20 protein-coding genes are annotated in these 19,763 nt (G+C 37.0%); 11 read left to right on the top strand and 9 right to left on the bottom strand.

What is annotated here, in order from left to right:
- The first annotated feature begins 33 nt into the window (after window positions 1-33).
- Window positions 34-789 carry a type I methionyl aminopeptidase gene (gene map / locus MHB65_RS21220; protein WP_342441627.1) on the top strand — a complete coding sequence of 252 codons (756 nt, stop codon included), beginning with the start codon at window positions 34-36 and terminating at the stop codon, window positions 787-789.
- A 28-nt stretch (window positions 790-817) separates the two neighbouring features.
- On the opposite strand, the gene MHB65_RS21215 is transcribed toward map, so the two are convergent.
- Window positions 818-1,531, bottom strand: a complete 714-nt coding sequence (locus tag MHB65_RS21215; RefSeq protein WP_205445645.1) for a hypothetical protein — start codon at window positions 1,529-1,531, stop codon at window positions 818-820.
- A gap of 199 nt (window positions 1,532-1,730) precedes the next feature.
- Between MHB65_RS21215 and MHB65_RS21210 the strand changes: the two genes are divergently transcribed.
- On the top strand, window positions 1,731-2,555 hold the full coding sequence (locus tag MHB65_RS21210) for a polyphosphate kinase (RefSeq protein ID WP_342441626.1): 825 nt from the start codon (window positions 1,731-1,733) through the stop codon (window positions 2,553-2,555).
- A gap of 160 nt (window positions 2,556-2,715) precedes the next feature.
- Entirely contained in the window at window positions 2,716-3,303 is a 588-nt protein-coding gene (locus tag MHB65_RS21205; protein WP_342441625.1) for a GNAT family protein, read from the top strand.
- A gap of 73 nt (window positions 3,304-3,376) precedes the next feature.
- On the opposite strand, the gene MHB65_RS21200 is transcribed toward MHB65_RS21205, so the two are convergent.
- The 3 genes from MHB65_RS21200 to MHB65_RS21190 form a co-directional block, all read right to left on the bottom strand.
- Window positions 3,377-3,940, bottom strand: coding sequence for a carbonic anhydrase (locus tag MHB65_RS21200; RefSeq protein WP_205445640.1), 564 nt, complete (start codon window positions 3,938-3,940; stop codon window positions 3,377-3,379).
- 178 nt (window positions 3,941-4,118) lie between these two features.
- A complete protein-coding gene (locus tag MHB65_RS21195) occupies window positions 4,119-4,253 on the bottom strand; it encodes a hypothetical protein (protein ID WP_004225590.1) in 135 nt (44 codons plus the stop codon).
- Between the two features lie 140 nt (window positions 4,254-4,393).
- Entirely contained in the window at window positions 4,394-5,635 is a 1,242-nt protein-coding gene (locus MHB65_RS21190) for an aminopeptidase (protein WP_342441624.1), read from the bottom strand.
- A 189-nt stretch (window positions 5,636-5,824) separates the two neighbouring features.
- On the opposite strand from MHB65_RS21190, the gene motA reads away from it, so the two are divergent.
- Together motA and motB are read left to right on the top strand one after the other, a co-directional pair.
- Entirely contained in the window at window positions 5,825-6,628 is an 804-nt protein-coding gene (gene motA / locus MHB65_RS21185) for a flagellar motor stator protein MotA (RefSeq protein WP_205445636.1), read from the top strand.
- Window positions 6,612-7,376, top strand: coding sequence for a flagellar motor protein MotB (motB, locus tag MHB65_RS21180; protein ID WP_342441623.1), 765 nt, complete (start codon window positions 6,612-6,614; stop codon window positions 7,374-7,376). The genes motA and motB overlap by 17 nt, the downstream gene beginning before the upstream one ends.
- A gap of 55 nt (window positions 7,377-7,431) precedes the next feature.
- On the opposite strand, the gene MHB65_RS21175 is transcribed toward motB, so the two are convergent.
- Window positions 7,432-7,653, bottom strand: coding sequence for a DUF1128 domain-containing protein (locus MHB65_RS21175; RefSeq protein ID WP_016995366.1), 222 nt, complete (start codon window positions 7,651-7,653; stop codon window positions 7,432-7,434).
- A 177-nt stretch (window positions 7,654-7,830) separates the two neighbouring features.
- On the opposite strand from MHB65_RS21175, the gene MHB65_RS21170 reads away from it, so the two are divergent.
- Window positions 7,831-8,157, top strand: a complete 327-nt coding sequence (locus tag MHB65_RS21170; RefSeq protein ID WP_205445635.1) for a YtxH domain-containing protein — start codon at window positions 7,831-7,833, stop codon at window positions 8,155-8,157.
- 22 nt (window positions 8,158-8,179) lie between these two features.
- Window positions 8,180-9,097, top strand: coding sequence for a YihY/virulence factor BrkB family protein (locus MHB65_RS21165; RefSeq protein WP_342441622.1), 918 nt, complete (start codon window positions 8,180-8,182; stop codon window positions 9,095-9,097).
- A gap of 191 nt (window positions 9,098-9,288) precedes the next feature.
- On the opposite strand, the gene MHB65_RS21160 is transcribed toward MHB65_RS21165, so the two are convergent.
- Together MHB65_RS21160 and MHB65_RS21155 are read right to left on the bottom strand one after the other, a co-directional pair.
- Complete coding sequence (locus MHB65_RS21160; RefSeq protein WP_342441621.1) at window positions 9,289-11,193, bottom strand: heavy metal translocating P-type ATPase; 1,905 nt, start codon at window positions 11,191-11,193, stop codon at window positions 9,289-9,291.
- Window positions 11,194-11,467: 274 nt separating this feature from the next.
- Complete coding sequence (locus MHB65_RS21155) at window positions 11,468-13,006, bottom strand: fumarate hydratase (RefSeq protein ID WP_205445631.1); 1,539 nt, start codon at window positions 13,004-13,006, stop codon at window positions 11,468-11,470.
- Between the two features lie 155 nt (window positions 13,007-13,161).
- Here MHB65_RS21155 and MHB65_RS21150 point away from each other — a divergent pair, with 155 nt between their 5' ends.
- Complete coding sequence (locus tag MHB65_RS21150) at window positions 13,162-13,962, top strand: YwqG family protein (RefSeq protein WP_342441620.1); 801 nt, start codon at window positions 13,162-13,164, stop codon at window positions 13,960-13,962.
- A 40-nt stretch (window positions 13,963-14,002) separates the two neighbouring features.
- On the opposite strand, the gene MHB65_RS21145 is transcribed toward MHB65_RS21150, so the two are convergent.
- The gene (locus MHB65_RS21145; protein WP_016995373.1) at window positions 14,003-14,188 is read right to left on the bottom strand and encodes an SE1561 family protein; all 186 of its coding nucleotides are present in this window, start codon (window positions 14,186-14,188) and stop codon (window positions 14,003-14,005) included.
- 371 nt (window positions 14,189-14,559) lie between these two features.
- Between MHB65_RS21145 and MHB65_RS21140 the strand changes: the two genes are divergently transcribed.
- The 3 genes from MHB65_RS21140 to MHB65_RS21130 all read left to right on the top strand — a co-directional run bounded on the left by MHB65_RS21140 (window position 14,560) and on the right by MHB65_RS21130 (window position 17,733).
- On the top strand, window positions 14,560-15,744 hold the full coding sequence (locus tag MHB65_RS21140) for an MFS transporter (RefSeq protein WP_342441619.1): 1,185 nt from the start codon (window positions 14,560-14,562) through the stop codon (window positions 15,742-15,744).
- Window positions 15,745-15,982: 238 nt separating this feature from the next.
- Entirely contained in the window at window positions 15,983-16,618 is a 636-nt protein-coding gene (locus tag MHB65_RS21135; protein ID WP_342441618.1) for a hypothetical protein, read from the top strand.
- A 476-nt stretch (window positions 16,619-17,094) separates the two neighbouring features.
- The gene (locus MHB65_RS21130) at window positions 17,095-17,733 is read left to right on the top strand and encodes a hypothetical protein (protein ID WP_342441617.1); all 639 of its coding nucleotides are present in this window, start codon (window positions 17,095-17,097) and stop codon (window positions 17,731-17,733) included.
- A 601-nt stretch (window positions 17,734-18,334) separates the two neighbouring features.
- Here MHB65_RS21130 and rlmD read toward each other — a convergent pair.
- The gene (rlmD, locus tag MHB65_RS21125; RefSeq protein ID WP_205445623.1) at window positions 18,335-19,729 is read right to left on the bottom strand and encodes a 23S rRNA (uracil(1939)-C(5))-methyltransferase RlmD; all 1,395 of its coding nucleotides are present in this window, start codon (window positions 19,727-19,729) and stop codon (window positions 18,335-18,337) included.
- Between the last annotated feature and the right edge of the window lie 34 nt (window positions 19,730-19,763).

The raw sequence follows: 19,763 nt of genomic DNA, 5'->3' as shown, positions 1-19,763 counted from the left end.
AAGAATAGATATTAGATGAAAGGGACGTTATAGATGATTGTAAAAACACAAGAAGAGATTGAAGCTTTTAAAAAAATAGGACGCATTTGTGCTGAAATTCGCGAAGCGATGAAAGCTGCAACAAAACCAGGTGTTACAACACTTGAACTAGACGAAATTGCTGGCCGCATGTTTGCGGAGGCAGGCGCTATTTCTGGACCGAAGGGAGAATATGATTTCCCTGGGTATACATGTATTAGTGTCAATGAAGAAGTGGCGCATGGTATTCCAGGAAAGCGTGTTATTCAAGAAGGAGATATTGTGAATATTGATGTTTCTGGCTCCTTAAACGGCTACTTTGCTGACACAGGTATCTCATTTGTTGTTGGTGAAGGCTATGAAGACAAAGAAAAGCTATGCCGTGTTGCCAAAAGTGCCTTTGATCGAGCAATGACAAAGGTAAAGGCTGGATCTAAATTAAATCAAATTGGTAAAGCAGTTGAACGTGAGGCGAATGCTAATGACTTAACTGTTATTATGAATTTAACAGGTCATGGCTTAGGTAAATCTTTACATGATGAGCCAAATCATATTTTAAACTATTATGATGCATGGGATTCTACCATTATGAAAGAAGGTATGGTGCTTGCGGTTGAGCCATTTATCTCAGCAAAAGCAGAGCATATTGTAGAAGCTGGTGATGGCTGGACATTCGTGACACCTGATAAATCACTTGTAGCTCAAATCGAACATTCAGTCATTGTGACAAAGGATAAACCAATTATCCTAACGTCATTAGACGAAGAATAGGATATAATGAAAAATCCTGCTAACCAATTTATTTTTGGTAGGCAGGATTTTTTTTAATAAATAAAATGCCAACAAAGAGAACACCACATAAAAATAAGGCGGCTGTAGTGACAAGTAGCTCATCAAAACCATTATGTATGGCGATTCCAATATAAGCCCAAATAAAAACACTTGGATACATAACATCAAAGTGATGGAAACGGATATGTAGCGCAATGGCTCCTCCTAATGTTAGTAAAATCACTGCCCAAAGAGGCGTACTAAGACCAAAGCCGTTCCAACCATAAGCCGTTAATGTAAAGCTTGTATTTGTGATAAAAATAAATGTCATCCATGCTAAATAAATGGAGAAAGGAATACGACCAGACAAGGCTTTGTCCTGAAGAGGGTACGTATTATACAGCATAAATAAATACAAGACTAAGAGTAATGTAATGCCAAGAGAAACAATAAATAACTCATGATGCCAGACGTATACCGTCAATGCTTGCAATATATTTATGCAACTAAAGAGCGCAGACTGTTTCAAAGTTGTCTTTTTGATGTTCATAACTAACCAATAACCGAGTAATAAATAAATGATAATCCAAATTACATGACTTATACTAACCGGTGCAAATACTACAGAAAAACGATTAGCGATTTCTAGCGAAGATTGACCGTTGATGTTCACGAAAAAGGATGAAAAGGTTAGGATGATTGAGACAAGATAAGAGATTGTCATCATGATAAACCGAGGCATGTTTTCCTCTCCCTTCGTGTTAGATTGTATAGGGAAAAGACAAATAAGTATAGTACTGTCACTTTTTTTATTATAACGGAAATTCCTAACAATGTATCGTGTTGTTTTACTAATAATATCTACAATTTACCATGCCTGATAGGCATCCATATATTTCTTTAGTACAATAAGAATATCCAAATAAAAGGAGTGAAGTTTCATGGCACAAAATTTGAAAAATCTAGACCTATCCATTGAACTAGACAAAAAGATGTATAAAAAGAAATTAAAAGTACTCCAATATGAAATGTTAAACGCGCAACAGTTTTTATTAAAAAATAAAATTGGCTTAATCTTGGTATTTGAAGGAATGGATGCGGCTGGTAAAGGTGGCGCTATTAAACGATTAATCGAACGCGTCGATCCACGCGGTTATGTTGTACACCCTATATCTGCTCCTCAAGCACATGAATTACGCTACAACTATTTACAACGATTTTGGAGAAAATTGCCTCAACATGGACAAATCGCTATTTTTGATCGCTCATGGTATGGTCGCGTATTAGTAGAACGCATTGAAGGATTTGCAACGAAGGATGAATGGTCTCGTGCTTATGAAGAAATTAATAATTTTGAGAAGATCTTAACTGCAGGAGATTACATAATTATTAAGTTCTGGCTTCATGTTTCAGATGAGGAGCAATTAAAACGCTTTAAAGAACGTGAACAAAACCCTTATAAATCTTGGAAGCTAACAGCTGAAGATTGGCGCAATCGTGATAAATCGCCACAGTATATTGAAGCAGCAAATGCAATGTTTGAAAAGACCGATAAAAAAGATGCTCCATGGATCTTAGTCGCTGGAGATGACAAAAAGTATGCACGTGTTCAGGTGCTTCAAGAAACAATTGCACACATCGAACGAGAAGCTCAAAGACGTGGTCTTCATTTAACAAATGTGTTAGACAATGCACAACTAGAGGATGCTGAATCATCCAGTTTGGAAATAGTAAACGAGAACAAGAAAGAACAAAAAACTAAATAATTGAATTGTGCTGCTATGACAATAAGACATGAGCTGTTTTGGTTGTAGCAGCATCTTTTTTTACATACAATAAAATATAAATAGGGTTTTCAATCAATGGATTGTAGCCAATGTAACAAAAAGGAATGTATTGATATTTATTGGAAGGCTAGTGTGGAGAATGGTGCTTAAAATTTGGAATCTATTAAGAAAAAAGGGTGGGAATGTGGTAACGATAAAGGGGGAAAAATGCTACATCCGCACATTCCAAGAAAAAGATGCACGAAGTTTAATGGGTCTCGTAAGCCGTAATAAATACTTTTGGTCTATATATGAGCCACTGCAAAGACCTGAATACTATACAGTTGACGCTCAATACAAAAAAATTCAAGAAAGTCTCTATTTAATGGAGTCAAAGCGAGAATTTACGTTTGGTATTTTTGAGCATGGTACAAACAATCTAATAGGACATATTGCACTTTATGCTGTAAAACGCTTACCATACTCAAGTGCATTTGTTGGCTATGCGATGGATGAAATTTACGTAGGGAAGGGCATTGTCACAGAAGCTGTGAATATGGTGGTTCGATTCGCATTTGAGCAAATTGGTCTACATCGTGTAGAGGCATATGTGTCAACACAAAATAGCGCCTCCATGCGTGTCTTAGAGAAGGCTGGATTTCAACAGGAAGGTCTGCTAAGAAAGCTGCTGTATATCAATGGTCACTGGGTAGATCATTATATGTATGCACGTTTAGAGGATGAATAGAATAACAAGTGCCTATCTCCCGTAGTGAGGGGTAGGCACTTGTTCATTTATTACTGTACATCAAAAAGTCATTTTATTGTTTGTTACCATCTTCAATTATATCTAGATGACCTGTATTCGGATCAATAATTAAACCATGGACAGGCACGTCTTTTACCATTAAAGGGTGATTACGAATTGTATCGACACTTTTCTTAACACTTGTTGCTACATCACCGAAACCTCGTAAAAAATCCTTTAAATCAAAACCAGAATATTCCAACATTTTGATGGTTTCTGGATCAATGCCTCGCTTCACCATTTCGCTTAGCATGGCATCAGGATCAACCGCGCTCATACCACAGTCATAATGTCCCACGACATACACTTCATCGGCTTGTAGGCCGTAGACAGCAACTAATAAACTACGCATAACTGCACCGAAAGGATGGCTCACTAACGCACCAGCACTTTTCACTATTTTTACATCGCCATTACGCAAATTCATCGCTTTTGGTAAAAGCTCTACAAGACGAGTATCCATACAAGATAAAACAACAATACGTTTATCAGGATATTTCGTAGTGATGAATGGTTCATATTTTTTTTCTTGTACAAACTCTTTGTTAAATTCTAGAATATCTTGTAACATTGTCATGAATATTGCTCCCTTCCTTACAAAAAATATTGTAGAGCAAAATTTTCAATATGCAAACAATAAAGACTTTATTCAGATAATTTTTACAATAAAGGAGCAGTTTCTTACGCTTTAGTAGATTAAATAACTTGTAAGCGATAAAAAAACAGCTACCTATATAGTAGCTGTTTTTTACACATTAAAATTTTTCGTTTGGCTTTGGATCTACAGTTACTGAAGACTTGCTATCTAAACCAACTTGTAGGTAGTGGATGAAGAATCCCGTTGAAATTAATAAAACTGCTGAAAAGCCAAGAACAGTTGTAATGAACATTATTAGAGCTCCTCTCTACTTAAATGATCTACTAAATTTCCCTAAAACAATTATACAATAGGTTACTAGGAAAATCTAAGGATAATTTATGACAACCTTAACATACTTAGCCTAGAATACTATTAGTAGGAATGGATTATTTAGAATGCCCAATTTCCATTGCGGAATATTGGGTCTATTTGATCATCCTGTGTTATTCCATCTATATTCATGTTGCTCGATCCGATCATAAAGTCTACATGTGTCAAACTTTGGTTAAGTCCATGCGCACTTAGCTCCTCAGTAGTCATTTCTTTACCACCCTCAATGCAAAAGGCATAGGCACTACCAATGGCTAAATGATTGGATGCATTTTCATCAAACAATGTATTGTAAAATAATAAGTTCGATTGTGAAATAGGTGATTTATGTGGTACTAATGCTATTTCCCCAAGGTAATGAGCACCCTCATCCGTTTCAATAAGGGAAGCTAAAATTTCTTGGCCTTGCTCCGCCTTGACGTCAATGATCCGACCATCTTTAAATGTTAATGTGAAATTGTCTATAATATTGCCGCCATAGCTTAAAGGCTTAGTGCTTGTTACATAACCATTAACACCTGTTCTTAAAGGTGCTGTAAAAATTTCTTCAGTTGGCATATTGGCCATAAATGTTTGGCCTTGTGTGCTAATACTACTACCGCCTGCCCACACATGATGTGGAGGCAGCTCAATTGTTAGATCCGTGCCTGGAGCAGTATAGTATAGTGACTTAAATTGCTTTGCATTTAAATAATCAGCTTTGCTATGTAATTCCTGATCATGGGCATGCCAAGCTTCAACAGAGTTTTCAACGTCAATACGTGTTGCTGCAAAGATAGCTTCCCATAATGCATCTATTTGTTGTTCTTCTGGTAAGTGAGGAAATACTTTCGCTGCCCAAGCCTTAGAAGGTGCAGCAATGACTGACCAGCTAAATTTATCTGCCTGTAGCCACTGATAATAGTTTGCAAGTGCTTGACCAGATGCTTTTTGGAATGTCATGATTCTATCACGTTCAATTCCTTTTAATAAATCTGGATTTTGAGAACTAATGCTTAAGAAAGCAGCACCGTGTTCAGCTAACCATTCACGTTCCTGCACTTTCCAAGGTGGGAAGAAATCAAATGAGTCTTTTGGTGCTCCTTCATAGCGAGCACGTACAAGTTCATCATCGGATATATCGACAAAAACTTGTTTTGCACCATTTTTATAGGCTATTTTAGTAATTATTTGTGCAAGTTTTAGATTATCAGTCGAACAGCTTATATAAAGATACTGATCTTTTTGGATATTTACTCCTACTTTCACCGCTAACTCTGCATATTTTAGTAATTTTGTGTCCAACGATAATAACAAAATCATATCCCCTTTCAATTTAAGACAGTTAAGTGTAATATTCTTAATTCAATATAATCAAAAATGGTCGAAATGTGAATAAAAAGCATTAATTACATCGAAAAATATATGAAATACATTTATACTAGGATTATATATTTAAAATATGGAAAAAAAGACGAAATAACATTAGATAGTAGATTTGGAGGTTCTAGAATGGATAAGTCGTCGATTATAGGGTTAATACTTGCTTTTGTAGCATTATTAACAGGGATGGTAATGAAGGGTGTTAGTTTATCTGCATTTTATAACCCTGCAGCTATCCTAATTATCATTTTTGGTACTATGTCCGCAGTAACAATTGCCTTTCCGATGCAGGAGTTAAAGCGTGTACCAAAGCTATTTAAAATTCTTTTTAAAGAAACAAAATTAGCGAATGATATAGAGATTATTAAAATGTTTTCACAATGGGCTGACTTAGCTCGTCGTGAAGGGTTATTAGCGCTTGAAAGTAAAGCCTCAGAAATTGAAGACCCATTTTTGAAAAATGGTCTTACATTAGCAATTGATGGTCAAAATGCTGACTACATACGTGATGTTCTAACGGAAGAAGTAGAAGCGATGGAAGAACGTCATACTAGTGGAGCAGCTATTTTTACACAAGCAGGTACATATGCACCTACTTTAGGGGTTCTTGGTGCAGTAGTAGGGTTAATCGCCGCATTGGCTGATATGAACGATATCGAAAAGCTAGGACATGCTATTTCAGCTGCCTTCATGGCTACATTACTCGGTATCTTTACAGGGTATGTTTTATGGCATCCATTTGCGAACAAGCTAAAGCGTAAGTCTGCTTTAGAGGTAAAACAAAAGAGAATGATGATTGAGGGTATCCTTTCAGTATTAGAAGGGGAGGCTCCTCGTGTAATTGAACAGAAACTTTCATCATACTTAACGATGGAAGAACGTCGTCAAATTTCTGGTGAAAGCGGGGCGGGTGGCCTTGGCAAAGAAAGCTAAGAAAAAAAAGCATGATGAACATATTGATGAATCTTGGTTAGTTCCATACGCAGATATTTTAACTTTACTGCTAGCCGTGTTTATTATTTTGTTTGCCTCAAGTTCAGTCGACCAAGAAAAGCTAGAAAGAATGTCGGCAGTTTTTAATCAAGTATTTGATGGTGGAACTAGTTTTCTAGAGCAACCTGCACCAGTGCCTACTCCGAATGCGGATAGCGACCAAACGCCACAGCAAAACTCTGCCTATTTAAAGGATCAACAGGAGTTAGCTGAAATAAAAGATAGTGTGGATAATTTTATTGCAGTCAATGAAATGGAAGATCAATTTGCCACAGAAATGACCGATGAAGGGCTGCTTGTGACAATCCGTGATAGTATTTTATTCGATCCAGGGCAAGCAATAGTTAAGCCTGAGTATGTCCCTATTGCCAAAGAGCTATCAACTATGCTGGTATCTGATCCAGCTCGAAATATTGTTATTACAGGTCATACAGATAATGTACCAGCAGGTCCGAACTTCTCATCAAACTTTGAGCTATCTGTATTGCGTGCAACGAATTTTTTAAATCTTCTTATTGAAAGTAATGACCAATTAGATCCTACGCGCTTTAGTGCAAAAGGAAACGGTGAGTACCGTGCGATTGCACCGAATGACACAGCCGAAGGACGCGCAAAGAATCGTCGTGTAGAGGTATTAATTCAACCATTAGTTACTGAGGATGGTTCAGAAACGAAGAGTACACAGTAATAAAAAAGCTATTAGCAGCAGACAAATGTCTTTCGCTAATAGCTTTTCATTTTACCTATTTACGTAAAGATCCTAACTCAGCAACAATCGCTTGCATTTCACTTGGACTAAAAGTTTCTCTTTTCATAACCATTTCATATAAATACACTAAATCTTCATAATTGGCTTCATCGAAGTTTTCTGATTTCATCGCATCGACATTCACCATGCGAAGCTTGTCCTTCATTTGATCGACCATATACACAACGTTTTCTTTAGATGGAACTGATAAATCCATTTTTTACCCTACCTTTCATAATCCTCGCACATATCATTTCATTGAATAAAAAAAATGTCAACTCCGTAATTGGACATTGCTTTAAAAATAGACTGTTATTGGGTAGAATAAGTGCAGTAGACTGTTTATTTATGAAATAATAGGGAATATGCAACTATACAAGCAGGGGGTTTTAATATGGGTCAAAGTAAATTATTCGCATCTATTGTAGCAGGAGCAGCAGTAGGAGCAGCATTAAGTATGTTAGATCGTGCTACACGTGAAAAAACAATTGCCTCAACAAAAAAGATGAAGGAAGCCATCTCATACTATGCAGCAAATCGAGAAGAATTGCAGGTTTTGGTTGAGGAAAAAGTATTAGCGGCAAAGGTGCTTTGTGAAAGCGTGTCAGATAATGTCAACACAATTGCTGAAAAGGTGGATGAATTTAAGGATTTACCTTCCACGATACAGGGAATGATTGAAGATACGAAATCAGCCTTTACTTTACCTGATAAGGAGTAAAGGTCGTTTTAGGAGGAATTGTATGGAAAAGAATAAAGCAACATTGCATAACGCTTTTGGGTTTGTAAAATCGTTTGTCTCTCCAGAGGAGGGAGCGATTGATATTATGACATCCAAGGGCTTTATCCAAGATTTAATAGGTCGGCTCAAGCGAGTTGAAATATCTGCGCTTGCTGCACAATTGGCTTATTTCTTTTTACTATCGTTCTTCCCCTTACTTATTTTCTTAGTGACACTACTACCATATCTTAACTTAGAAACGACACAGGTCTATGCATTTTTAGTGAATGTATTACCTGATGAGGTGTATAAGCTTATTGAAAATACACTGAATGAGATTTTAACGAATCGAAATAGTAGTTTATTGTCCATTGGGGTTCTCGGTACAATTTGGTCTGCATCTAAAGGCATTAATGCACTCATTCGTTCTTTAAATAAAGCCTACGATACAGAGGGGAGAGCAGGTATATTGGATAGGGGCTTATCATTAGTTTTTACAATCGCCCTCGTCATTGTTATTGCTGTTGCTCTCTTATTACCCGTCTTCGGACAGCAAATTGGACATTTCCTATTCTCAATCGTCGGAATAGAGGAGCAATTTGAATCGGTCTGGCATAGATTAAGATGGTCGATACCGCCATTACTGATTTTTGTTGTTTTAATGGGCATCTATTGGTTTGTGCCAAATACCAGTCCACGTTTGAAAGTAATGGGCGTATGGCCAGGGGCGGTGTTTGCTACACTTGCTTGGTTAGCAGTCACATATGGTTTCTCTTTTTATATTAATAATTTTGCAAATTATTCTGCTACATATGGTAGTATTGGTGGCGTCATTATTTTAATGCTCTGGCTATACTTTACGGGAATCATTTTAATCTTTGGTGGCGTATTAAACGCTACCATGCAGAAAAGAGCACTTCAAAAGGAAATTCGTCGATAAGGAAATAATAAGCATTAACAAAAGCCTCGCTAAACTCATAAAGAGTAGCGAGGCTATTTTAAATGCACCAATTGTTCAATGGGTGTTTACACAACGACTGAAACAATATTGAAGCCCCATCGGATGTCACAGATTTTTTCGAGCAAGCTCTAAAAAAATTAGGACGCAATTACGCTGAGGCATAATTGATGTTAAACATTTTTATTGAGCATACGTAAACCATTTAGAATAACTAGTATTGTACTCCCTTCATGCCCGATTACGCCTAAAGGTAAGTCGACTACTTGTAAAAAGTTAGAGGCAATTAATAACATAATGACCCCAATAGAGAAGAAAATATTTTGTTTCACAATACGTTGCATTTTACGTGATAAACGAACAGCATAGGCGATTTTCGATAAGTCATTTTTCATCAGCACAACATCGGCTGTTTCTAGCGCAACGTCTGTTCCTTCACCCATAGCAATGCCAGTAGTTGCCGTAGCCAATGCAGGGGCATCATTAATACCATCGCCTACCATGCCAACGAATTGATGCTGTGTAAGTAGGCGTTTCATTTCAGTAACCTTCGTTTCAGGCAGACATTCTGCGACATATTCAGTAACGCCAGCTTCCTGCGCAATAACTTTGGCCGTTTTTTCGTTGTCACCTGTAAGCATCACTACTTGAATACCAAGCTCTTTTAATAATGTTACAGCTTTCTTAGCCTCGTTGCGTACAGTATCTTTTAGCGCTGTTAATGCAACAATCCCATGTTGATCCCGAATGAAAATAACTGTTTTGCCCTCGGCTGCAAGTTTTGTAGCCGCATTGTTGGCAAAATCACTAGCAAGCTGTGCACCAACAAACTCTGGTTTACCTACTTGATAAGCTTCATTATGAATCGTTCCTTTTATCCCCCAGCCAGGAATATCTTCAATCGTTGCTTGTGGCAATGCGTGGATTCCCTCAGCCTTAGCATACGAGGTAATAGCTTGGGCAAGGGGGTGATTGGATTGAGATTCGATTCCTGCAAGAATTGCTAAAGCCATATCACGCTCTACGCCATCTCGGACAATAAAATCTGTAACAACTGGTTTGCCTTGAGTTAAAGTACCTGTTTTATCGACAGCCAAGGCACGTAATACACTAAGATGCTCTAAATGTAAACCACCTTTAAACAGCACACCATTTTTTGCACCATTTGATATAGTAGCGAGTGTGGCAGGCATAATGGATGCTACGAGTGCACAAGGAGAAGCAACCACTAATAACACCATTGCTCGGTAAAATGTTGTTGTCCAGTCCCAGCCAAGCAAGAAGTGGGGAAGAAACATCATAATGGCAACACCTAGTAAAACAAATTTTACATAGGTCCCCTCAAACTTTTCGATGAATTGTTGAGAGGGAGATTTTTCACTTTGAGCACTTTGGACGAGCTGTATAATTTTTTGGAAAAGTGTTTCTGAATTCGCCTTTGTCATTTCCATTGTAATTGCACCATTTAAGTTTACTGTGCCCGCAAATACTTCGTCCCCTTCGCTTTTTGAGATAGGCAGTGGCTCTCCACTTATAGCTGATTCATCAATGGACGACTGGCCTTTGAAAATAATACCATCTGCTGGAATACGTTCACCTGGTTTAATCAATAAATGATCACCGATTTGTAATGTGGACACTGACACCTTCATAGGCTCAAATCCACCACGCACTAACCAAGCTTCTTCTGGCTGTAAATTCATAAGGGCTGATATTTCGCGATGACTTTTATTCATCGCATATGTTTCTAGTGCACCACTTACCGCAAAAATAAATATAAGGATAGCGCCCTCTGTCCAATAGCCTATTGCGGCTGAACCAATCGCCGCTAATACCATCAACAGCTCAACATTTAGCTTTCGTTCTTCTATCGTTTCTTCAATACCTTCTTTTGCTTTCGCGAAACCACCCACACAAAAGGCAATTAAATACAGTAGAACAGAAGCCGTTGTTTGTCCACCAGTGTCTAAACGCCATGCAAGTAAGATGAAAATACCGGCCATCAATGCAGCGATTAATTCTGCATGTTCTTTTATTTTCTCAATTAAATTTATATTTTCTCGATTAGAGTATTCCAATCATATCCCTCCTGATAATGAAAATCAATATCAAAACCTTTATTAAATAACATTTTATAGAGATGTTCAATTGAAAATGGATTTCATTTACCATCTCTTTTATTTAGAATTATTATAACAAAGGAATTTGTAAAAATAAAGTGGGAAGTTTGAAGGAGATTGAAATAATTTGAAAAAGACTTTTAAATAGAAAAAGGCACAGTCTATTCACTAGGAATATTCTGTGCCTTACAAAATTGTGCAATAAAATGGGTTACTGCTACCTATTATTTAATTAGAAAACTCTTTCCGCATGCAAAGCAAGCTTTTCTAATGATGATTTATCCACATCTGCATGTAGTGAGTTACCATGTGAGTCCATTGTTACAACTGCTGTAAAGTTTTCAACATTTAAGTGCCACATAGCTTCAGGAATACCAAATTCCATTAAATCAACACCATCAACGCCTTTAATGCAGTCTGCATAGTACTGAGCTGCTCCACCGATTGCATTCAAGTAAACGCCACCATGTTCATTAAGCGCTTTTAATGTTTTTGGTCCCATTCCACCTTTACCAATGACAGCACGGATACCGAATTTTTTCATGATATCTCCTTGATAAGGCTCCTCACGAATAGAAGTAGTTGGACCAGCCGCTTTTACTGTCCAATTGTCTTCTTCATCCTTAGCCATTACAGGTCCACAGTGATAAATAACTTGTCCATTTAAATCAACTGGTGCATCGTGGCTCATTAAATGGTGGTGGATGGCATCACGGCCAGTATACATACGACCAGTAATAGAAACGACATCACCAACTTTTAGTGAACGAATTTGTTCTTCAGTAATTGGCGCAGTAAGTTCGACTACATCTGTAGTTGTATCTTCTGTTGTAGCAGCTACTTCATTTTCTTTGAAGGTAATTTTTTCACCTTCTTGGTAGTGCCAGTTCATAATTTCGCCAGTTTGAGGATCGATATCCACAGCCATACGACGGTAAGCCCAACAATTATACGCTACTGATACATAGAAAGAAGCAGGGATACGGTGCATTACGCCGATTTTACATCCTAGTAATGTTGCTTCACCACCGAAGCCCATTGTACCGATACCAAATGTGTTAGCTGTTTTAACTACATACTCTTCTAATTTTGCAAGATCAGCATTTGGATTTGTATCTTCAACATGACGGAATAATTGCTCTTTTGCTAAATCATAGCCAGAAGAACGGTCTCCACCAATACCTACACCAATGAAACCAGCAGAACAGCCTTGACCTTGAGCTTGGTAAACAGAATGTAAAATACATTTACGAATACCATCTAAGTCACGACCTGCACGACCAAGACCTTCTAATTCACATGGTAAACTGTACTGAATGTTTTTATTTTCACAGCCGCCACCTTTTAGAATTAATTTAATTGTGATGTAATCTTTTTCCCATTGCTCAAATTTCATTACTGGCAAACCATCTCCAAGGTTGTTCCCACTGTTTGCACCAGATAATGAATCCACCGCATTTGGACGTAATTTAGCATCTGCAGTTGTATCATTGATTGCTTTTTTGATTGCAGCTTTAATTTCTAATTGGTTTACGCCAACAGGAGTATAGATTTTGAAAGTTGGTAATCCTGTATCCTGGCAAATTGGTGACACGTTATCTTCTGCCATAATAATATTATTCGCGATTGTGTCTAAGCTCATTGCTGCACGTGTACCAGCATTCTCAGCTTCTTTTGCTTTTTTAATAGCACGACGTACATCCTTAGGTAAATTCGTAGATGTTTCAGTAATTAAATCGTAAAGACTTTTCTCCAAAGTTTGTAGATTCATTGGTATTGCCCCCCATAGAAAAATTGATTATTTCCACGTTACATTATACTCTTTTCAACTAATGAAAAAAAGAGTCCTTATTTGGTAGGTGAGTATTGATTTTATAGAACGTTTGTTCTAAAATGAGGATAAATCCATAATTAGGAGGAACTTGTATGGCTGCTAAAACATTACTTGAAATACCAGAAGCGTTTGAACAATATAGACCGTTAATAGAAGGAACAGTGAAGCCTGTTGTATTGGTTGATACGGAGATAAGAAAAACATCTTTGTTTCAAAGTAAGTTTGCAGGAGATCCTTATTTTCCGTTGGCGATGGAATATCCAAAAAACACGAAGGGACAACCGTTAAAGCTATTAGCTCAAATTAACTTTGCAGAGGTACCAAAGCACCTACCCCATTTCCCAGAAGAGGGAATACTGCAGTTTTATATTGATGGTTATGACGATGTTTTAGGAATGGATTTTGATAATGGGCAAAATCAAGAAGGCTTTCGTGTAATTTTCCATGAACAAATTACCCAAGATGAAGCACAGCTTATTCAAGACTTTTCATTTATAGAAATAGATGATGAGGAACTATATTTTCCCGTGGAGCGTGAAATGGCATTATCCTTTAAGGCAGATGTTGAACCGATGTCGATTGATGATTTTAGGAGCAATGACATGTACGCAAGTATCTTAACAGCTTTGGAGAATGACGAGGCATTAGAAGACGGCTTCTATGATGCTATGACTGGTGATGGTCATAAAATAGGGGGGTATCCATTCTTTACGCAAGAAGATCCACGAGCATATGGTGATTATACAGATTCAATCATTATGCTGTTACAGATAGATAGTATTGGTGACAATATTCTTTGGGGCGATTGTGGTGTAGGCAATTTCTTTATCACAGAGGAAGAGTTAATCAATAAAGATTTTAGCAAGGTACTTTATAATTGGGATTGCCATTAAAAAACAAGCGAGCACACGATGCTCGCTTGTTTTTTATTCATTATTGTTCACGAGCATGAAACTGCTCCATTTTGTCCTCTAAATCATCCATCATTTGGATTAAGCGATCAATATCTTCTAACTCAGCTGTTTCAGGGTCAAGGGCATCTAATACTTCTAAAAACATCTCAAGACGCTCTTTTAAATAGGTTACTTGCTGCTCTTTATCAGTGATTGGCTTTGACATTCGTACACCTCATTTCATCCCTTTCATCGTAGCTGATTTGAGCTTAAATTTCAATGTTTAGGTAAACACCTAGGACTAAAAGATTAATTTCAAAAAACAATAGACAGAATATTTACAATATTGAGGATGTATGTTAAAGTTGTTTTAAGATAAAGTAAAGGAGCTGATCAAAAAAAGTCATTTGCAACGCTAACTCGAAAAGGAGGGAGTTTAAACAAGTACTCGGTAATACTCAAAAGCCGAAATTCGTGTTTATACAATTAAATGAGGATAAGTATTAGTTAGGCCTTAGCGTAAAATCACATGTGGTGAGCGCTAAGGCTTTTTGGTATGCTGTTCTTTGGAAGAATGACTTGATGTTGGAGGAAAAAATGACGTACTTCTCAGATTACAGCAAAAAAAGATTTACCATTTTAGTATTAATTGTATCCATATCAGGCTTTTCACAAGGAATGCTATTACCGCTTATTTCGATAATATTTGAACGAGATGGGGTATCCTCTGCATTGAATGGCTTGAATGCAACTGGCTTATACATAGGAACATTACTAATTTCACCATTTATCGAGCAGCCCTTACGCAGGTGGGGCTATAAACCGATTATTTTAATTGGTGGAGCACTAGTTTTTGCGTCTTTACTTGCATTTCCTTTATGGAAAAGTGTGACTTTTTGGTTTGTCCTTCGTTTATTAATTGGTGTTGGCGATCATGCCCTGCATTATGCAACACAAACATGGATTACAAGTACAGCAGATCATAAAAGCTTAGGGAAGGGAATGGCCATCTATGGCTTGTCATTTAGCATAGGTTTTGCCGTTGGACCACTGATGGTGAAGCTAATTGAAATTGCTGAAGCCCTACCGTTTATCGTATCTTCGATTATGTGCCTATTTGCATGGTCCTTTGTATTTTTCTTACAAAATGAAAAGCCTGAGCGTTTAACAGGTGACTTAAATGCCAGAGGATGGCAACGGTATAAAATGGCTATCTTATTTGGGTGGATTGCCTTTTTAGGTCCTTTCGTTTACGGGTTTTTGGAATCTTCGTTAAATGCCTTATTCCCTGTTTATGCATTACGCAAAGGTTTTGAAGTCGGCATGATTCCTATCATTTTATCTGTGTTTACATTTGGTGGTATTTTAACGCAAGTGCCGCTTGGTGCACTAGGAGATAAAGTAGGGAGAAGGAATATTTTGATGATTGGGTCATTTGGTGGCGCAATTATGTTCGCGATTGCAAGCTTTTTAGAGCATTCACAATTCGCTGTGGCTGTCGCCTTTTTCTTAACGGGTACGCTAGTTGGCTCGATGTTTTCTTTAGGGATTACATTTATGGCTGATTTGACACCAAAGGAGCTACTGCCTACGGGGAATTTACTTTGTGGAATTGCTTTAAGTATTGGTAGTTTAACAGGGCCATTTTTAGGTGGGGTTTATTTAGAATATGTAAAAAATTATAGCTTCCTTTTACTAGTGGCAATGCTTTTGCTAGCTGTTGCAATAGTTTTACTTATATTTGGACGCCACAAGCATCAACAAACAACGATGGCAAAATAAAAAGAGCGGGGCTCATCTCCCGCTCAAAAAACAAAAAACGCCCAGCAAATCCGTGCTGTTATGGCGTTTTTTGGCGTAACAAGGATGTTCCGTCCAAGTTACATAGGTTTGGCACCTAGAAAGTTATTATACAGGCTTGTTCTAATGAAATCAATAAAAAAGAAAATGGGGAATTTTGGACATTATTCATCTTTCTATTTATAATGAAAGAACACTTGCTTAAAAAGGAGGTTTTATTATGACTGAAATGAAAAAGCTATCTATCCACCGTGCCTTAACAGAATTAAAGATGCTAAATCTACGAATTGAAGCAGCCACAAATGAGGTTAGCGTAGTCGTAGCTAATCGAAAAAGCAATCGTAAAATTAATGGTGTAGACATTCATGAATATGAAAAGCAAATGCAAGCATCCTATGATAAAGTAGTAGGCTTAATGAGCTATCGAAATAAAATAAAAGCGCTAGTTGTGCAGTCCAACGCAAACACGAAGGTGATGGTGGGCAAGGAGGAAATGACTGTAGCTGAGGCAATTGAGCGGAAACAATCCATTCAATACGAAAAGAATTTGCTAGAAATTATACAGCATCAGCACCGCTCAGCAATCAATACCGTTGCCAAAGAAAATGATGCATTACCTGGAAAACTGGAAACCTATTTAATTAACATATTGGGCAATAAAGATAAACAATCGCCAGAGGAAGTCAAATTACATACCGAAACATTTATGAAAAGAAATGAGTTTGAAATCATTGACCCCCTAAATGCCAAACAGCAAATAGAGAGATTGAGCAATCGGATTGAAGAATTTGAAACAGAGGTTGACGCTGTCTTATCAGAATCGAACGCTACAACCTTTATTGAAGTGCAAGTTTAACAAGATTTGCATGGCCTAGCGAAAATGGAAAACGAAAAGTCGCTCGCGCTTCAAGGCATGTGTGCGAGTTAAAACGTAAAACATGCCTTACACAAATGGTAACTTTCAACTAAACTGATTTGAAAGCTCAAAGGTGAAAGATGAAAGTACAAAGCTTACGTGTCAAAGTTCTTTTGATAAAAGCTGAAAGTTTAACATTTAAAAATCATTTAAATCCTGGGATATCGGTTAAGGTATCGACTTTTCTGGACCATCCATCATCCACCAGGCAGCTTGTGCTGTGCATTAGAAAAAAACGTTTCCTGTTATATGGAAACGTTTTTTTCGTTACTTAAGAAAAAAGCAAATTATAATCTATGTCAATCATCTAATTATTTTACATAAAAAAAATAATAAGTAATATATGGTTTGATATACCATAAATGACAATTAAATCAGAATAAACTAGTACTAATAAAGCAAAAAGGAGGTGGATAATGATGTCAGAAGAATTTTTTGAAATGAATCAGGTTGATATTGAAATAGACTTATCTCAGCAAATGAAAGATTTATATGATGAGGAAAAAATGAGCTTTGTAGGCTCAAAAGAAGAAATGTGGGAGAAATATATCAAACATCCTTCGAAATGTAATAGCCCTTGTAAGAAAAAGTTCTCTACATGTTTTATAAAAGAGGCACCTGTGAATTTACTTGCTGTTTCTAAATATGGATTCAATGCATCAGCTGATTTTTCAAGACTTCATTGTATAGTGAAGCCGTGTACTACTTATGCAACAATAAATATTCCAGGTTGTCCTCCAGAAAAAGTGAAAACTAAATTAAATGCAGTTCATATTTGTGGACAATTAGGTTATTGGTTTAATTTTAAGGAAGTTTTTATAGATGGTTGTAAGAAAAAACTTGACTTTAGAACTGCAGCTGGTCAAGGATCAACATCTGTAGATCAGGTATTGTGCTATTTACCTGAATGTGAATCAGATTGCCCGATAGACCTTTGTCATTCAAAAATTTCAGTTCATTTAAGTGATTTTATTAGATGTGAAGATAAAGTGTATTTAGTTTATCATATCGAATTTACTCTCCCACCATGCCGTAAATATAAATGTCATGATTGAGAAGTTAGAATATGACAAAGAGAATGTAATAATTGTTTTTTATAAATATAAAATAGCTATAATAAATTATAAATGAATTGACTAAGGGGGACCTAAAGTTCAGTCCCTCTTTTTTTATGCACTTCAATTAACTTAAAAAGGTGCAGTCCGCAGTTTGCAGAACAGCACCTTTTAGTCGTTATTTCATTTCTGTCTATCGGTTTTAAGAATCATGGAACAGACGTATTCCACCTGCATTGTTCGAATCCTCTTTTTAGTTTTCAACCATCAAATGAAATTGTATTCCTAGTCCTGAAATCCCCATTTCACTAAATTGCTCTAATTGGGTCGGAATTTTGGATAGTATAGTAGGATATAAGGAATCTATTGCAATGATTCCAATCTAAAGATAAATAATTCTTTAATACTTGTTTACTTTGTCATAAGCAACCTCCTTAATAGTTATTAAATTATGTATCTTTGTTAATTTTGTTATATTAATAATATAACAGATGTTGATAGAGTTCAATAATACCCATCTATTTGATTTACTTCCAAATTTGTTAAACACACAAAAAACAGATAACTGTAATTAGTTATCTGTTTATAGTCGCCAATAATTTTATGATTTCTTCTGATAATCTGATTTAAGAACCATGGAGCAAACACATTCAACCTGCGCAGTCTGTGCGAACATATCGACTGGCTGAATATACTCAACATCATACAGCTTCGCTAATTGTTGTAAGTCCTTTGCCAAAGTGGATGGATTACAAGAGGTATAAACAAAACGCTTAGGTTTTAGTTTAAGGACTGTTCGAATAAATTCAGGTGCTAGTCCTGTGCGTGGTGGATCTACCGTAATCACATCTGGAGTAAATCCTTCCTTGCGCCATTTTGCTAGGACACTTTCCGCTGTACCAACTGCATATTTCGTATGCTTGAAGCCATGGTTGCGAGCATTTTTACGAGCATCCTGAATGCTTTCAGGAATGACATCCATTCCACGAACTTCTTTCGCTTGATCTGCTAACCATAGTCCAATTGTGCCAACGCCACAGTATGCATCAACTACTGTTTCTTTTCCTGTTAAAGCAGCAGCCTTTTTAATTTCATCATAAAGATGAACTGTTTGTGTTGGATTTAGTTGGAAGAAGGCGCGTGCTGATAAATCAAAAGCCAATTCGCCAAGCTCTTCATGAATTGTTTCTTTGCCGTCAAGTACAATGGTTTCATCACCGAAGATTAATGATGTTTTTTCACGGTTAATATTTTGTGCAATGGATACAATACTTGGATCGATTTTTTTAATACGTGTAATCAATTCAGCTAAATGAGGGATTTCTTTTCGTGTTGTGACAAGAACGACTTGTGTCTCACCTGTACGAATCCCTGTACGTACAACAATCGTACGCACTAAACCATCTAGCGTACGACCATCGTAAATAGTGATATTTAGCTTTTGTAAAATTTTCCGAGTGGCTACGGTAATTTTAGAAGTAATGGGGTGCTGAACAAGACAATCATTAATGTTTAATAGCTTATTGCTTCCTTCAGCAAATAAACCTGCGTAAACACGCTTGCCTTCTTTACGCACTTGGAATTGGCTTTTATTACGGTAATGCCAAGGGTCATCCATACCAAGTGTTTTTCGCACTTCAATCGTTTCAACTAAAGGTTTGGCATAACGCTCTAATGCTTGCATAACAATGTCACGCTTTTCTATTAGCTGTTTGTCATATGTCATATGCTGAAGCTGGCAGCCGCCACAGTCATCGTACACTGGACAAGGTGCTTCCTGACGATGCTTTGAAGCTTTACGAATGGCTAAAATCTCTGCTTCAGCAAAATTACGCTGTGTTTTCGTTATTTGAGCTGTGATTTCTTCTCCAGGAATAGCTCCCTTTACAAATACCACATTACGTTTATAAAATCCTACACCTTCACCATTAATGCCTAGCCTTTTTATTGTGAGTGGGAATTTTTGTCCCACGGTCATTGTTGTTTGCTGTGTCAAACATTCCACGTCCCTGCTCTATAATGTCATCTCC

The sequence above is a fragment of the Lysinibacillus sp. FSL K6-0075 genome, from assembly GCF_038592945.1.
Classification (GTDB): domain Bacteria; phylum Bacillota; class Bacilli; order Bacillales_A; family Planococcaceae; genus Lysinibacillus; species Lysinibacillus fusiformis_F.
This window is presented reverse-complemented; position numbering and strand designations above follow the sequence as displayed.

Bases quoted from the DNA above. Each gene is read 5' to 3' on its own strand.
- MHB65_RS21130 (WP_342441617.1), top strand. From the start codon at position 17,095: ATGATGTCAGAAGAATTTTTTGAAATGAATCAGGTTGATATTGAAATA.
- MHB65_RS21215 (WP_205445645.1), bottom strand. From the start codon at position 1,531: ATGCCTCGGTTTATCATGATGACAATCTCTTATCTTGTCTCAATCATC.
- map (WP_342441627.1), top strand. From the start codon at position 34: ATGATTGTAAAAACACAAGAAGAGATTGAAGCTTTTAAAAAAATAGGA.
- motA (WP_205445636.1), top strand. From the start codon at position 5,825: ATGGATAAGTCGTCGATTATAGGGTTAATACTTGCTTTTGTAGCATTA.
- MHB65_RS21190 (WP_342441624.1), bottom strand. From the start codon at position 5,635: ATGATTTTGTTATTATCGTTGGACACAAAATTACTAAAATATGCAGAG.
- MHB65_RS21200 (WP_205445640.1), bottom strand. From the start codon at position 3,940: ATGACAATGTTACAAGATATTCTAGAATTTAACAAAGAGTTTGTACAA.
- MHB65_RS21195 (WP_004225590.1), bottom strand. From the start codon at position 4,253: ATGTTCATTACAACTGTTCTTGGCTTTTCAGCAGTTTTATTAATTTCA.
- MHB65_RS21165 (WP_342441622.1), top strand. From the start codon at position 8,180: ATGGAAAAGAATAAAGCAACATTGCATAACGCTTTTGGGTTTGTAAAA.
- MHB65_RS21150 (WP_342441620.1), top strand. From the start codon at position 13,162: ATGGCTGCTAAAACATTACTTGAAATACCAGAAGCGTTTGAACAATAT.
- MHB65_RS21145 (WP_016995373.1), bottom strand. From the start codon at position 14,188: ATGTCAAAGCCAATCACTGATAAAGAGCAGCAAGTAACCTATTTAAAA.
- MHB65_RS21210 (WP_342441626.1), top strand. From the start codon at position 1,731: ATGGCACAAAATTTGAAAAATCTAGACCTATCCATTGAACTAGACAAA.
- MHB65_RS21205 (WP_342441625.1), top strand. From the start codon at position 2,716: ATGGTGCTTAAAATTTGGAATCTATTAAGAAAAAAGGGTGGGAATGTG.
- MHB65_RS21140 (WP_342441619.1), top strand. From the start codon at position 14,560: ATGACGTACTTCTCAGATTACAGCAAAAAAAGATTTACCATTTTAGTA.
- MHB65_RS21155 (WP_205445631.1), bottom strand. From the start codon at position 13,006: ATGAATCTACAAACTTTGGAGAAAAGTCTTTACGATTTAATTACTGAA.
- MHB65_RS21170 (WP_205445635.1), top strand. From the start codon at position 7,831: ATGGGTCAAAGTAAATTATTCGCATCTATTGTAGCAGGAGCAGCAGTA.
- MHB65_RS21135 (WP_342441618.1), top strand. From the start codon at position 15,983: ATGACTGAAATGAAAAAGCTATCTATCCACCGTGCCTTAACAGAATTA.
- MHB65_RS21175 (WP_016995366.1), bottom strand. From the start codon at position 7,653: ATGGATTTATCAGTTCCATCTAAAGAAAACGTTGTGTATATGGTCGAT.